Source organism: Microcella alkalica, from assembly GCF_014137945.1.
GTDB classification, from domain to species: domain Bacteria; phylum Actinomycetota; class Actinomycetes; order Actinomycetales; family Microbacteriaceae; genus Microcella; species Microcella alkalica.
The window spans coordinates 46,023-60,008 of the sequence record NZ_JACGWX010000006.1 but is presented as its reverse complement, the minus strand read 5'-3'; the positions used below and the strand labels follow the sequence as shown (position 1 = coordinate 60,008).

Genomic DNA, 13,986 nt, shown 5'->3' with positions numbered 1-13,986 from the left:
TCCGCCGGGGATCAGGACGAGCTCGACGAGCCCGAGCTCGAGCTGGTCGAGGCGGTCGAGCCGCTCTTGGCACCGGAGCCGGTGGTGCTCGAGCTCTTGCGGCCGGTGACGGTCGATGCCGCCTTCTTGGCGTTGCCGCTGACGAACTCGGCGACCTCGGGAGCCTTGTCCTTGACGAAGCCCTCAACCTGGTCGACGCGCTCCTGCACGCGGGGGTCGTTCCAGAACTTCGCCGCGGCGCGAGAGATCTGCTCGTACTTCTCGCGCCCCGCCTTGGTTCCGAACACATAGCCGACGCCGAGGCCGGTCAGGAACAGGATCTTTCCGCGCATAGTCGTACTCCTCTTTCTCCACTGGGCCTGCGAGCCGGAATCGGGGCTCGCGGGACCTCCTCAGAGTAGTGGCGGGGGTGCGAGGCGTGAAGGAGACGTGGAGGCCATTCCCAGACGAGCGGTCCGCGCCTCGCGCTAGCGCGACCGACGCACATCGGGTAATACTTAGGTAATGCTTACCTCACAGCGCGTGGCCGTCGTGGCGCCGATCGCCGCCGTCTGGCCGGCCTACCGACCCTTCGCGGTGGTCGTGCAGCGCATCCTGCCGCTCTCGCCCCACCTCGTGCGCGTGACGTTCGCCGGCGACGACCTCGAGGTCTTCGGCACGACGGGGCTCGATCAGCGCATCAAGCTCGTCCTTCCGTTCGCCAACGGCTCGCTGTGCGACGTCGGGCAGGATGACCCCGCAGAGATCCTCGCGGGCACCTGGTACGCCCGCTGGCGGGCCCTGCCGGAGGCCGAGCGCAACCCGTTCCGCACCTACACGGTCCGCGCGATCCGGCCGGAGCGGCGCGAGCTCGACATCGACATGGTGCGCCATGACTCCGAGCCCGGCGTGCCGGACGGCCCCGCCGCGACGTGGCTGCGCCGGGCCTCCGTCGGCGATCGCCTCATCGTGATCGGACCGGACGCACGCACGGCCGATCCGACCGTCGGCTGCGACTGGCGGCCGGGAGCCGCGCGCCACGTGCTCCTCGTGGGCGACGAGACGGCCGCCCCCGCCATCTGCTCGATCATGGAGTCGCTCGACCCGGCGATCACGGCGCAGGCGTTCATCGAGGTGCCGTCGAGCGCCGACATCCAGAACGTCGTCGCACGCGGAGCCTCCCGCATCGCGTGGCTCGCGCGCGACGCCGGGTGCGAGACCGCGACCGGCTTCGAGGCCGTCGCCCCGCACGGCGAGCTGCTGCAGCGCGCCGTGCGGGCGTGGCTGCCGCGGCACATGGCCGAGCTCGAGAGCGTCGTCCGGGCGACTCCCGATGTGCTCGATGAGGTCGACGTCGACGCCGAGCTGCTGTGGGACTCCCCCGTCGACCCGACGACCGGCGACTTCTACGCCTGGATCGCGGGCGAGGCGGCGACGGTCAAGGCGCTGCGGCGGCACCTCGTCAGCGACCTCGGCGTCGCCCGCTCGAACGTCGCCTTCATGGGCTACTGGCGACGCGGGCGCTCCGAAGCGCAGTGACCCGGCAGCAGTGCCCGAGGCCGCCACTCGCCCTCCTGCTCATGGCGCTCCTCGTGCTGACGGTCGCGGCGAGCCTCGCCGTCGGGGCGCGGGCCACCGATCCCGCCGCCGTCCTCTCGGTGCTCATCGATCCGCTCGCCCTCGGCGCCGGCTCCGTGGACGCCGTCGTCGTGCGCGAGCTGCGCGTGCCGCGGACGGTGATCGGGCTCCTCGCCGGCGCGGCACTCGGCGTCGCCGGGGTCGTCATGCAGGGCGTGACGCGCAACCCCATCGCCGACCCCGGACTGCTCGGCGTGACCGCGGGCTCCTCGTTCGCGGTCGTCGTGGGGATCGCCGTGGCGGGGGTCACCTCGGTCGTCGGCCTCGCCGGCTTCGCGCTCGTCGGCGCCCTCGCCGCGGCGACGGTCATCGCGCTCGTCGCCTCGAGCGCGCGCGTCGGCACGAGCCCCGCGCTGCTGGTCGTCGCCGGAGCCGCCGTGACGGCCGCGCTCTCCTCGCTCACGACCCTCGTGCTGCTCAGCGACCCCCAGACGCTCGACCGCTACCGGTTCTGGACGGTGGGATCCCTCACCGGCCGCGAGCTCGACGCCGGGCTCGCCCTCGCCCCGCTCGTCGCGGCGGGCCTCGTCGGCGCCCTGATCGTCGGCCGGTCGCTCGACGCCCTCGCGCTCGGCGACGACGTCGCGCGCGGGCTCGGCTTCCGACTCGCCCCGACGCGAGCCGCGGCGATCGCCGTCGTCGTCGTCCTCGCCGGCACCGCGACCGCGCTCGCCGGCCCCATCGTGTTCGTCGGACTCGTCGGAGCCCACGCCGCGCGCGCCGCCGTCGGAGGCGGCCACGCGGCGCGCATGCCCGTCGCCGCCGTCGCGGGCGCCGCGCTCGTCCTCCTCGCCGACGTCCTCGGCCGCCTCGTCGTGCCTCCCGGCGAGCTCGAGGCGGGCATCGTCGTCGCCGTGCTCGGCGCGCCCCTGCTTATCGCGCTCGTGCGCTCGCGTTCAGGGGTGACCGCGTGACTCGCCCCCTCGTGCCCGTGCTCGACCAAATGAAGGGAGCACGCCCCTCCCGCGCGGCGCGTCGGCGCGACACGCCGCACCCTGGCGGTCGCCTCCCTTCATTTGATCGAGCGGAGGGGCTGCCGACGGCGTGCGCCGCGACCGTCGCCGCGATCGAGGCCGGGCGGGCGCGCGACCGACGGCGCGCGATCGGCGTGGTCGCGGGCATCCTCGTCGTGATCGTCGCGGTCGGGATGCTCGCGCTCGCGCTCGGCGACGTGCCGCTCGCCCCCGCCGAGGTCGTCGCCGGGCTGCTCGGGCTCGAGGGCACCGGGGGTGCGGTGTTCATCGTGCAAGGGCTGCGGCTGCCGCGCCTCCTCCTCGCGCTGGTCGTCGGAGCCGCGCTCGGACTCAGCGGCGCGCTGCTGCAGTCGGTCGTGCGGAATCCGCTCGCGAGCCCCGACATAGTCGGAGTCACGGGAGGCGCGAGCGCCGCCGCCGTGCTCGCCATCGCCGGCGGGCTCACCGGGCTCGCCGTGAGCGGCGCCGCCCTCGTCGGCGCCCTCGTCGCCACGTCCGTCGTCGTCGCGGCGAGCGGACGAGCCGTCGCCGGAGCGCGCTTCGTCGTCATCGGCATCGCCGTCGCCTTCCTCGCCAACGGCATCGTCGGCTACGCCCTCACGCGCGCCAACCTCACGCAGGCGCAGAGCGCGTGGTTCTGGCTCGTCGGGTCGGTCGGGTCGCCGTCGTGGGACGACGTCGCGCTCGTGGGCTCGACCGTCGCAGTCGCGGCCCTCGGGCTCGTCGCCGCCCGGAGGCCCCTCGCGGCCCAGTCGCTCGACGACGGCTCGGCGCGCGCGATCGGGGCCAGCCCTGTCGCAACGCGGGTTGCGGCGATGACGGGCTCGAGCATCCTCGCCGCCGTGGCGGTGTCGGTGGCGGGGCCGATCGCGTTCGTGGCGTTCGCGTCCGGTCCGATCGCGCGGCGCCTCCGCGGGCGATCGCCCGCCCTCGGCACCGCGGCCCTCGTCGGCGCGGCGGTCGTCGCCCTCGCCGACCTCGTCGCCCAGCACCTCATCCCCGGCACGCTCTCGCCGCCGGTCGGACTCATCACGGGCGCCGCGGGCGCCGTCGTGCTCATCGCGCTCCTCGTGCGCGGCGAGCAGGCCGGCGTCGACCGCGGTGCCGCTCGGAAGGGGACGCGCCCATGAGCGATGTCATCCGCTCGGCCATCGACCTCCTGCACGCGGGAGACGACGACGCGCCTCCCCCGCGGCTCGCCGCCGAGGGCCTGCGTCTCGGGTACGGCGACCGCACCGTCGTCCACGACGTCGACCTCGACGTCACGCCCGGCGCGCTCACGGTCGTCGTGGGGGCGAACGCGAGCGGCAAGTCCACCCTCCTGCGGGGGCTCGCCCGCCTGCTCGCGCCGACGGCGGGCCGGGTCACGCTCGACGGCGCCGACCTCTCGCGCCTGCCGAACCGGAGGGTCGCCCGCACGATCGGCGTGCTGCCGCAGAGCCCGATCGCACCCGAGGGAGTCCGCGTCGCCGAGCTCGTCGCCCGCGGGCGCTACCCCCACCAGGGCATCTTCCGCGGGCGCCGCAGCGACGACGACGTCATCGTCGCGGCCGCCCTCGAGGCGACGGACGCGTCGTCGCTCGTCGATTCGCGGGTCGACGAGCTGAGCGGCGGGCAGCGGCAGCGCGTGTGGATCGCGATGGCGCTCGCGCAGCAGCCGCGCATCCTCCTGCTCGACGAGCCGACGAGCGCCCTCGACGTCGCGCATCAGGTCGAGGTGCTCGACGTGCTGCGCGCCGAGGTCTCGCGCGGGATGACCGTCGTCCTCGTCATCCACGACCTCACGCTGGCGGCGCGCTACGCCGACGAGCTCGTCGTCATGGCCGGCGGTCGGATCATCGCGCGCGGCGAACCGGGGGCGGTGCTCACGGCGGAGGTCGTGCGGCAGGCCTTCGGCATCGAGGCGCGCCTGCTGCAGGATCCGGACACGGGGAGGCCGGTCATCCTGCCGCGATCGCGGTGATCGCCAGCACCGGGGGCGCTCGGGGCTCGCCAGTTGCCGGGCGTCTGCGCGATGAGTTAGGTTAGGCTAACCTCATCAGCCGAGGGCACGTCGCAGAGTCGCGTCGAGATCGAGCGCGCGCATCCGTGCCGCCGCGACGAGCCCTCCCGTTACCGCCAGGAGCCCCACCGTGCCCTTCCCCCATCGCCGCCCATCCCTCGCGGCCGCCGCAGCGCTCGCCCTCATTCTCGTCGGATGCTCCGCCGAGCCCGCGCCAGCGCCCGACGGCTCGGCCGCCGAGGCCGGTGCGTTCCCCGTCACCATCGAGCACGCGTTCGGCGAGACCACGATCGACGAAGAGCCCGAGCGCGTCGTCACGTGGGGCTGGGCGAGCACCGACGCGACGATCGCCCTCGGCGTGACGCCCGTCGCGATCCCGTTCGAGTCGTACGGGGGCGACGAGGAGGGCGTGCTGCCGTGGATCCGCGAGGCTCTCGAGGAGCGCGGTGAGGACATCCCGACCGTGCTCACGAACACGGGCGCCGACGTGCCGTTCGAGGAGATCGCCGCCGCCGACCCCGACGTGATCCTCGCCCACTACTCCGGGCTCACCGAGGAGCAGTACGCGACCCTGAGCGAGATCGCGCCCGTCGTCGCCTACCCGGACCAGCCCTGGTCGACCCCGTGGCGCGACATCATCTCGATCACGGGCGAGGCGCTCGGGCGCGAGGACGAGGCGGAGGAGGTGCTCGCCGGCATCGACGAGTCGCTCGCCGAGGCCTCGGCGGCGCACCCCGAGTTCGACGGCGTGACCCTCGCGACCGCGTGGGACACCGCCGGCACCTTCTACGTCTACGCCGACGAGGACCCGCGCGTGGAGTTCATGCTCGACCTCGGCTTCGTCAGCGCCCCCGCGGTCGACGAGCTCGACACCGACGAGTCGCCCTTCTACTTCACCCTCTCGTACGAGCGGGTCAGTGAGCTCGAGTCGGACATCCTCGTCGTCTACGGGTCGACCCCCGAGGAGGCGCAGGCGCTGCTCGACGCTCCGTACGCGCAGTCGCTGCCCGCGATCGAGCAGGGCGCGATCGCCCAGCTCGTGGGCACCGAGTTCATCGCCTCCGTCTCGCCGCCCACCGCGCTGTCGCTGTCGTGGGGCCTCGACGAGGTCGTCGAGCAGCTCGCCGCGGCCGTCGCCGCGCGCGGCTAGGCCGAGCTCACGTCGGGCGGGCCGGGCGGGGCGGTCGCTCCCCCGGCCCGCCTCGGCCGTACGCGGCTCCGCTGGCTACGCGGTCGCCGCAGCCCGAGTCGTGATCCGCAACTAAGGAACTCGAGGGTGCAGACCGTGAGAGCGCGGGTCGCTCGCGCACTCGATGAGCCGATGTGCCTGAGGTGCGCACGCGCGGAGTGGGCCGACCGCTGGCCCCGACGCAGTCTGCCACCGCCACCGGTGCCACCGCCGCCGCCGCCGCCACCGCTCGCGCCGCAGGCGCTGCCAAATGCAGGCACGCGCAGACGGCGGGGCACATGCCGCCCCGACCAGGTGATCGGCGAAGGCCGTACTGCCTGCATTCGGCAACGGGTTCGGTCAGGTCCGCGCCGACGAGCGCGCGCGGGCTCGACCACAGGCGCGTTAGGGGCGCGCGGTGGGCCCGCGCGGCAGCGCGGGCCCACCGCGCGCCGCTACAGCGCGGGAGTCGCCGCCGCTACAGCGCGGGAGTCGCCGCCGCCGCGGCGCGGGCCGCCGGCGCCGCCGCCGCGAGCACGCGCTCGACCGCGGCGTCGTCGTGCGCGGCCGAGACGAACCACGCCTCATAGACGCTCGGCGGCAGCGACACCCCGTGCTCGAGCATCGCGTGGAAGAACGGGCCGAAGCGCCAAGTGTCCTGCGCCTGCGCCTCGGCGTAGTTCTGCGGCGGGGAGTCGCGGAAGAAGATCGAGAACTGCGAGCCCGCCCACGCGACGGTGTGCGCGACGCCCTCCGCCGAGAGCGCCGACGACAGTCCGTCGGCGATCGTGCGGGCGACGCGCGGCAGCTGCCCGTAGACCTCGGGGCCCGCGCCGCGCAGCATCGCGGCTCCCGTCGCTACGGCGACCGGGTTACCGCTCAGTGTGCCGGCCTGGTAGACCGGGCCGAGGGGCGCGAGCAGGTCGAGGATCTCGGCGCGACCGCCCAGCCCCGCGAGAGGCAGGCCTCCGCCGATGATCTTGCCGAACGTCGTGAGGTCGGCGTCGTAGCCGGTGCCCGCAGCCTCCTCGAGCCCCCACCAGCCGGCGGCGGTCGAGCGGAAGCCCGTCATGACCTCGTCGGCGATGAGCAGGGCGCCGTGCGCGTGCGCCGTGTCGGCGAGCAGCCTGTTGAAGCCCGGCTTCGGCGGCACGACGCCCATGTTGGCGGCCGCGGCTTCGGTGATGACCGCGGCGATGCGATCGCCGTGGGAGGTGAAGACCTCGGCGAGGGCATCCTCATCGTTGTAGGGGATGACGATCGTCTGTGCGGCCGTCTCGGGTGTGATGCCGGCCGAGCCGGGGATGCCCAGGGTTGCGATGCCCGACCCGGCCTCCGACAGCAGCGAGTCGGAGTGCCCGTGATAGTGACCGGCGAACTTCACGAGCAGCGGTCGCCCGGTCGCGCCGCGCGCGAGTCGGATCGCCGTCATGGTCGCCTCGGTGCCGGTCGAGACGAGGCGCAGCTTCTCGATGCCTCGGCGCTCGGCGCCGTCGGCCGAGGTCAGCGTAAGGCGGTCGAGCACGAGCTCGGCGAGCTCGACCTCGCCCGTCGACACGGCGCCGAAGCCGAGTCCGCGGTCGACGGCCGCGTGCGCGGCCGCGATGACGTCGGGATGCGCGTGGCCGAGCAGCGCCGGACCCCACTGCCCCACGAGGTCGACGTACTCCTTGCCCTCGACGTCGGTCACGTACGGGCCGTGACCGCTCGCGAGGAAGACGGGCGTGCCGCCGACCGAGCGGAAAGCCCGGACGGGCGAGTTGACCCCGCCCGGCGTGACGACGAGCGCGCGCTCGAAGGCCTCGGCGTTGGTCGTGGGCGTGCGGCCCGAGATGAAGCGGGTCATGAGATGAGTCCCTTCTCGGCGAGGTCGAGCGCCGCGTAGCTGAGCACGGCGTCGGCCCCCGCCCGGCGGATCGAGGTGAGCGCCTCGAGCTGCGCGCGATCGCCGTCGATCCAGCCGTTCTGCGCGGCGGCGGCGATCATCGCGTACTCGCCCGAGACCATGTAGGCCCAGACGGGCACGGTCGAGACGTCGGCGACCTGCCGCAGCACGTCGAGGTAGGCGAGCGCGGGCTTCACCATGACGATGTCGGCGCCCTCGTCGAGATCGAGCAGCGCCTCGCGCACGCCCTCGCGACCGTTGCCCGGGTCGAGCTGGTAGGTGCGCCGGTCGCCCTCGAGCTGCGACTCGACCGCGTCGCGGAAGGGGCCGTAGAAGGCGGAGGCGTACTTCGCCGAGTAGGCGAGCAGGGCGACGTCGGCGAAGCCGGCCTCGTCGAGGGCGGCGCGGGCTACGGCGGTCTGGCCGTCCATCATGCCGCTGAGCCCCAGCACCTGGGCGCCGGCCTGCGCCTGCGCGACGGCCATGTCGGCGTAGCGCTCGAGGGTGGCGTCGTTGTCGACGCGGCCACGGGCATCCAGCACGCCGCAGTGTCCGTGGTCGGTGAACTCGTCGAGGCAGAGGTCGGTCTGCACCACGAGCGCGTCGCCGACCTCGGCGGCGAGCGCGCGGGCGGCGACGTTGAGGATGCCGTCGGGGTCGGTCGCGCCCGACCCGATCGCGTCGCGCACGGCGGGAACGCCGAACAGCATCACGCCGCCGAGCCCGGCCTCGGCCGCGCGCACCGCGATCGCGGGCAGGCTGTCGAGCGAGTGCTGCTCGACGCCGGGCATCGAGGCGATGGGCTGCGCGTCGGTCGCGCCCTCGCGCACGAAGAGCGGAAGCACGAGGTGGCGCGGCCGAAGATCGGTCTCACCGGCGAGGCGGCGCATCGCCGCGCTCTGCCGCAGACGACGGGGGCGGATGCTCGGGCCGAGATCGCCCGTCCTGTCCGACTTCGGCGCGCTCATCGCGCGCCGCCCAGCGGGGCGAGCGCCGCCGCCCCGTTCGCGAGCAGCTCGTCGGCGACGCGCGCGGCGAGATCCTCGGCGGGGTCGTCGGCGTCGTCGACGTAGAGCGCATGGGCGCTCGAGACCTGCTCGCCCTCGGGCGAGTACACGCGCGAGGCGAGGAACATCATCTCGCCGTCGACGAAGGCGTGGGCGCCGAGCGGCGCCGAGCATCCGGCCTCGAGCCGGCGGAGCACGGCGCGCTCCGCCTCGACCGCGAGCCGGGTCGAGCGGTGATCGAGTGCGAGCAGCGCCTTCTTGAGCGGGCCGCTCAGATCGCGACGGGTCTCGATCGCCAGGCATCCCTGCCCGGGCGCGGTCGGCCATCCGTCGATGCCCAGATACTCGGTGACGACGTCGAGGCGACTCAGTCGCTCGAGCCCGGCGGCGGCGAGGATGACGGCGTCGAGGTCGGGCGTCATCGCCTCGATCGGCGAGCCGTCGGCGGCGACGCCAGCCTCGCGGCCGAGCACGCGCGCGAGCCGGGTGTCGACGTTGCCGCGCAGCTCGACGACCTCGAGGCCGGGGAATCGGCGGCGCAGCTGCGCCTGCCGGCGCGGCGATCCGGTTCCGACCTTCGAGCCCGCGGGCAGATCGGCGAGCGCGAGCCCCAAGCGCACGATGGCCGCGTCGCGCGCGTCGGCGCGCTTGGGCATCGCGGCGACGATGAGGCCCGGGTGCGGCGTCGTCGGGAGGTCCTTGAGCGAGTGCACGACGACGTCGCACTCCTCGGCGAGGAGAGACTCGCGCACGGCGGCGACGAACACCCCCACCCCGCCCATCGATGCGAGCGGCGCGCTCGAGACATCGCCGTGCGTGACGATGCGGACGAGCTCGACGTCCTCCCCCGTGCGGGCCGCGATCGAGTCGGCGACGCGCTGCGACTGCGCGAGAGCGAGAGCGCTGCCGCGCGTGCCGAGCCGGATCACGGCTGCAGACCCGAAATGGCGGGCTTGAAGCCCGCGCGCACGTTCTCGCAGCAGCCGGGGCGGCAGACGTCGTACCAGGGGCCGAGGGTCGTCTCGCGCACGCGCTCGTTCTTGGCGGCGCCGCGCAGACGCTCCTCGACGAGGTCGATGAGTCCGCTGACGTAGACGGGGTCGACGCCCGGCGTCGGCACGCGGAGGGCGCGCAGACCGTGCTCCTCGCACGTCTCCATCGCCTCGGTGTCGAGATCCCACATGACCTCCATGTGGTCGCTCACGAACCCGACGGGCACCATGACGATCGCGGTCGCGCCGGCCGCGGCGTGGTCGGCGATCGCGTCGTTGATGTCGGGCTCGAGCCACGGCTGCGTCGGGGGGCCCGAGCGGCTCTGGTAGACGAGCTGCCAGTCGACGTCGGGGATGTCCGCGCCCTGCGACCGCAGCTCGGCGAGCGCCTTCGTCATGATCACCTCGCTCACCGCCAGGTGCTGCGCGGCGTAGGCTCCGCCCTCGCCCCAGTCGACGTCGCGCGGCCCGCTGCGCTCGGCATCGGAGGTCGGGATGCTGTGGGTCGCGAACAGGACGCGGGTCGTTTCGAGGTCGGCGCCCTCCGCGACGAGGGTGCGCAGGGCATCCACGACACCGGTCACGAACGGGGCGACGAAGCCGGGCGAATCGAAGAACTGGCCGACCTTGTCGATGCGCACCTGACCCCAGAGGCCCGTGGCGTCGAGGGCCTTCGCGAAGTCCTCGCGATACTGGCGGCAACTCGAGAAGCTCGAGTAGGCGCTCGTCGCAAGACCGAGGATAGTGCGGTGGCCGTCGTCGAAGGCCTGCTGGAGGGCTTCGGGGAGGTAGGGATCCCAGTTGCGGTTGCCCCAGAAGATGGGGATGCCCAGGCCGCGGCGGTCGGCCTCGGCCTGCAGCGCCTTCTGCAGCTGGCGGTTCTGCTCGTTGATCGGGCTCACGCCGCCGAAGTGGCGGTAGTGGTGCGCGACCTCCTCGAGGCGCTCGTCGGGGATGCCGCGGCCCCGCGTGACGTTGCGCAGGAAGGGGATGACGTCGTCCTGCCCCTCGGGGCCGCCGAAGCCGGCGAGGATGACGGCGTCGTACGCGACGCCCTCCTCGACGTGGCCGGGCACGGCGTACTGCTGGGCGGTGTCGGTCGCGGCGCGAGCGAACTGCTCGCCCTCGTAGCGGCCCTCGTTCAGGTCGACGACGACAGCGAGGCCGTCGGGGCCGAGTCCGTTCGACATGTTTGGCTGGCGCAGTGTCATCGCAGAACCTCCATGATCTGAGCGTCGAGCGCGGCGTCGTCGAGGCGACGACCGGTGTAGAAGGGAACCTCCTCGCGCACGTGACGGCGCGCCTCGGTGTAGCGCAGGTCGCGCATCATGTCGACGAGGTCGAGCAGCTCGTCGCTCTCGAGCCCGAGCAGCCACTCGTAGTCGCCGAGCGCGAAGCTCGCGACGGTGTTGGCGAGCACACCCGTGAAGGCGCTGCCCTTGCGGCCGTGCTCGGCGAGCATGTCGCGGCGCTCCTCCTCCGGCAGCAGGTACCACTCGTACGAGCGGACGAAGGGGTAGACGCAGAGCCAGCCCTTGGGCTCCTTCCCGTACATGAACGCGGGCGCGTGGCTGCGGCTGAACTCGGCCTGCACGTGCACGCCCATCGCGTTCCACGTCGGCAGGAGCGTCGAGAGCAACTCGGCGCGGCGCAGCGTGCGCACGGCGGCCTGGAGCCGCTCAGGGTCAGGGCCGTGCAGCCACAGCATGATGTCGGCGTCGGAGCGCAGCCCGCTCACGTCGTAGACGCCGCGCACGGTGACGCCGTCGGCGGTGACCGCCGCGACGGCCTCCTGCACGCCGACGCCCGTCGCGGGGCGATGCGGGTCGCGCCGCAGCACGACATAGACGGTGTAGGCGAGCTGATCGCTCACGATGCGGTCCTTTCGGTGGATGCTGCGGGGTCGGTGCTGCTGTCGGCCGCCGCCTCGGAGGCGGGCGGGCCGATGATCTCAGCGAGTCGGTGGGCGTGGTCGATGACGCTCGCGAGGCCCGTGCCCGACACCTGCTCACCGGTGATCGGGATGCCCGGCGCGGCCTCGAAGCGGCCGGCGCGCAGCCACGTGGTCGCCTCGGCCGCGACGACCGCCGCCTCGGGGATGCTCACGCCGAGCAGCAACTCCGCGTCGCGCCGCGCGGAGTCGGCGCTCGGCGCGCTCTCGTAGCTGAGCCGCACGACCTCGCGCCCGGCGGCGGCCTCGCGCACCCACGCCCACTTCGCGCTCACGTGCGTGAGGGCGCGCGCGGTGACGTCGGTGCCGCGCGCGACGAGCACGCCCGTGCCGCGCGGGTTCTCGGCGAGTGCGCGGGCCGCGTCGGTGCCGGCCTCGATCACGAGCGTCATGAGGTGCGTCGCGGTGCGGGTCGCCGAGCGCCCGTCCGCGGGCGTCACGAGCCCGGGCGCGGCGACGACGACGAGGCCCTCGCGCACGTCGCCTTCGAGTTCATCGGCGTCGGCACCCGCGGGCGAGGCGCCCGGGTCGACCGCGAGCACGACGCGGTCGGCGTGCACCTCGGCGACGCGCACGCCGTACTCGATCGGCACACCGTAGCGGTCGAGCTCGGCGAGCAGCGTGTCCACGAGCATCCCCATGCCGCCGTCGAGGCCCGCGACGAGCGAGCCCGCCGGCGCATCGGTGCGCAACCGCGCGACGGCGCGGGCGAGCGAGTTCTCGCGCAGCAGGTGGTGCACGAGGCCGGGGGCGACGCTCACCGGCAGCTCGTCGGGGTGCTTCGAGTGGATCCCCTCGACGACGGGGGCAACGAGGCGCTCGAGGATACCGTCGCCCATGCGCCGCCGGACGAGCTCGCCGAGCGTCGCCGACTTCGCGCCGACGGGGCCGGGGAGGAGGGCATCCGTCATACCGCGCCAGGCGGCCGTGCGACCGACGACCGCGACGACGTCTTCGGCGAGTGGCGCCGACGGGATGCCCAGCAGGCTCACCGCGGGAAGCGGCACCGTCGTGCCCGTGCGGGCGTGCAGCCACGCGGGCGCGTCGAGCGATGCGACGACCCGATCGGCGATGCCGAGCCGCTCGAGGTAGGCGCGGACGGTGCCGCCGCGCGTCGCGAACGCCTCGGCGCCCGCATCGAGCGGGATGCCCGCGATCGACTTCCGCAGGAGCTGGCCGCCGGCGTTCGCCTCGGCCTCGAGCACGCGCACGCGGTGGCCCTGCAGCACGAGCTCGCGCGCCACCACGAGGCCCGCGATGCCGGCGCCGACGACGAGGGTCTCGCGCATCAGTCGGGCTGCTCTCCGTGGATGTAGCGCACGAGGCGCGTGAGCACGTCGGGGTCGGTCTCGGGCGGCACGCCGTGGCCGAGGTTGACGACGTGCGCGGGTGCGGTGCGACCCTGCTCGAGCACCGCGTCGACGTGCGCCTTCAGGGCGGGCCAGGGCGCGCCGAGGTAGGCCGGGTCGATGTTGCCCTGCAGCGGGAAGCGGCCGCCGAGCATCATCGACGCCTCGTCGAGCGGCAGGCGCCAGTCGATGCCGATGGCGTCGACGCCGAGGTTCGCGATGTCGGGCAGGATGCGCTCGGTGCCGAGACCGAAGTGCACCTTCGGCACGTCGAGGCCGCGCAGGTGGCTGAAGGCGCGCTTTGAGTGCGGTGCCACGCGGCGCAGGTAGTCGTTCTGCGAGACCGAGCCGATCCACGAGTCGAAGAGTTGCGCGGCGCTCGCTCCCGCCTCGATCTGGGCCTTTAGGAACTCGCCGGTGATGTCGGCGCACCAGTTGAGCAGCGTCGCCCAGGTGCGCGGGTCGCTGTGCATGAGGGCGCGGGCGCGCATCTGGTCCTTCGACGGGCCGCCCTCGACGAGGTACGCGGCGAGGGTGAAGGGGGCGCCGGCGAAGCCGATGAGCGGCGTCGAGCCGAGCTGCTCGACCGTCATCGCGACGGCCTCGCGAACGGGGTCGAGCGCGGCCGGGTCGATCGGTCGGAGCTTGAGCACGTCGCTCGCGGTGCGGACGGGCTCGTCGATGACCGGGCCGCGGCCGCCGACGATGCGGACGTCGACGCCTGCGAGCAGCACGGGAACGACGATGTCGCTGAAGAAGATGCCCGCGTCGACGCCGTGACGTCGCACCGGCTGGATGGTGATCTCGCTCGCCATCGCCGGGGTCAGGCACGCCTGCAGCATGTCGCCGCCCGCCCGCAGCTCGCGGTACTCCGGCAGCGAGCGGCCGGCCTGGCGCATGAACCAGACGGGAGTGCGCTCAGGGCGGTCGCCGCGGTACGCGCGGATGAGCGGAGCGTTCGCCGTGCGACCGTCGACTAGGGGATGGGAGGGGCTCAACGGCACTCGTCAAGGATAGGCCGTGGAATCCGAGAGTCCTCCG

13 protein-coding genes are annotated in these 13,986 nt (G+C 73.8%); 5 read left to right on the top strand and 8 right to left on the bottom strand.

Going from position 1 to position 13,986, the window contains the following annotated elements:
- Window positions 1–11: 11 nt before the first annotated feature.
- Entirely contained in the window at window positions 12–332 is a 321-nt protein-coding gene (locus FHX53_RS10980) for a YtxH domain-containing protein (RefSeq protein ID WP_182491394.1), read from the bottom strand.
- A gap of 172 nt (window positions 333–504) precedes the next feature.
- Between FHX53_RS10980 and FHX53_RS10975 the strand changes: the two genes are divergently transcribed.
- From FHX53_RS10975 to FHX53_RS10955, 5 genes are all read left to right on the top strand, one after another.
- The gene (locus FHX53_RS10975) at window positions 505–1,518 is read left to right on the top strand and encodes a siderophore-interacting protein (protein WP_182491393.1); all 1,014 of its coding nucleotides are present in this window, start codon (window positions 505–507) and stop codon (window positions 1,516–1,518) included.
- On the top strand, window positions 1,515–2,531 hold the full coding sequence (locus tag FHX53_RS10970; RefSeq protein WP_343050980.1) for a FecCD family ABC transporter permease: 1,017 nt from the start codon (window positions 1,515–1,517) through the stop codon (window positions 2,529–2,531). The genes FHX53_RS10975 and FHX53_RS10970 overlap by 4 nt, the downstream gene beginning before the upstream one ends.
- The gene (locus FHX53_RS10965) at window positions 2,528–3,721 is read left to right on the top strand and encodes an iron chelate uptake ABC transporter family permease subunit (protein ID WP_182491392.1); all 1,194 of its coding nucleotides are present in this window, start codon (window positions 2,528–2,530) and stop codon (window positions 3,719–3,721) included. Before FHX53_RS10970 ends, FHX53_RS10965 begins: the two co-directional genes overlap by 4 nt.
- Complete coding sequence (locus FHX53_RS10960; RefSeq protein ID WP_182491391.1) at window positions 3,718–4,554, top strand: ABC transporter ATP-binding protein; 837 nt, start codon at window positions 3,718–3,720, stop codon at window positions 4,552–4,554. The genes FHX53_RS10965 and FHX53_RS10960 overlap by 4 nt, the downstream gene beginning before the upstream one ends.
- Before the next feature lie 169 nt (window positions 4,555–4,723).
- Complete coding sequence (locus FHX53_RS10955; protein WP_182491390.1) at window positions 4,724–5,743, top strand: ABC transporter substrate-binding protein; 1,020 nt, start codon at window positions 4,724–4,726, stop codon at window positions 5,741–5,743.
- Between the two features lie 496 nt (window positions 5,744–6,239).
- On the opposite strand, the gene FHX53_RS10950 is transcribed toward FHX53_RS10955, so the two are convergent.
- The 7 genes from FHX53_RS10950 to hemE are packed head-to-tail and all read right to left on the bottom strand — an operon-like array spanning window position 6,240 to window position 13,949.
- Window positions 6,240–7,607: a glutamate-1-semialdehyde 2,1-aminomutase gene (locus tag FHX53_RS10950; protein ID WP_182491389.1), complete on the bottom strand. Its 1,368-nt coding sequence runs from the start codon at window positions 7,605–7,607 to the stop codon at window positions 6,240–6,242.
- Window positions 7,604–8,614, bottom strand: coding sequence for a porphobilinogen synthase (gene hemB / locus FHX53_RS10945; protein ID WP_182491388.1), 1,011 nt, complete (start codon window positions 8,612–8,614; stop codon window positions 7,604–7,606). Before hemB ends, FHX53_RS10950 begins: the two co-directional genes overlap by 4 nt.
- The gene (gene hemC, locus FHX53_RS10940) at window positions 8,611–9,582 is read right to left on the bottom strand and encodes a hydroxymethylbilane synthase (protein WP_182491387.1); all 972 of its coding nucleotides are present in this window, start codon (window positions 9,580–9,582) and stop codon (window positions 8,611–8,613) included. Before hemC ends, hemB begins: the two co-directional genes overlap by 4 nt.
- Window positions 9,579–10,835, bottom strand: coding sequence for a ferrochelatase (locus FHX53_RS10935; RefSeq protein ID WP_182491386.1), 1,257 nt, complete (start codon window positions 10,833–10,835; stop codon window positions 9,579–9,581). Before FHX53_RS10935 ends, hemC begins: the two co-directional genes overlap by 4 nt.
- A 17-nt stretch (window positions 10,836–10,852) precedes the next feature.
- A complete protein-coding gene (gene hemQ / locus FHX53_RS10930; protein WP_425488314.1) occupies window positions 10,853–11,518 on the bottom strand; it encodes a hydrogen peroxide-dependent heme synthase in 666 nt (221 codons plus the stop codon).
- Window positions 11,515–12,885 (bottom strand): protoporphyrinogen/coproporphyrinogen oxidase, encoded by a 1,371-nt coding sequence (locus tag FHX53_RS10925; RefSeq protein WP_182491385.1) that lies wholly within the window; start codon window positions 12,883–12,885, stop codon window positions 11,515–11,517. The genes hemQ and FHX53_RS10925 overlap by 4 nt, the downstream gene beginning before the upstream one ends.
- Window positions 12,885–13,949, bottom strand: coding sequence for a uroporphyrinogen decarboxylase (gene hemE / locus FHX53_RS10920; RefSeq protein WP_182491384.1), 1,065 nt, complete (start codon window positions 13,947–13,949; stop codon window positions 12,885–12,887). Before hemE ends, FHX53_RS10925 begins: the two co-directional genes overlap by 1 nt.
- Window positions 13,950–13,986 lie beyond the last annotated feature (37 nt).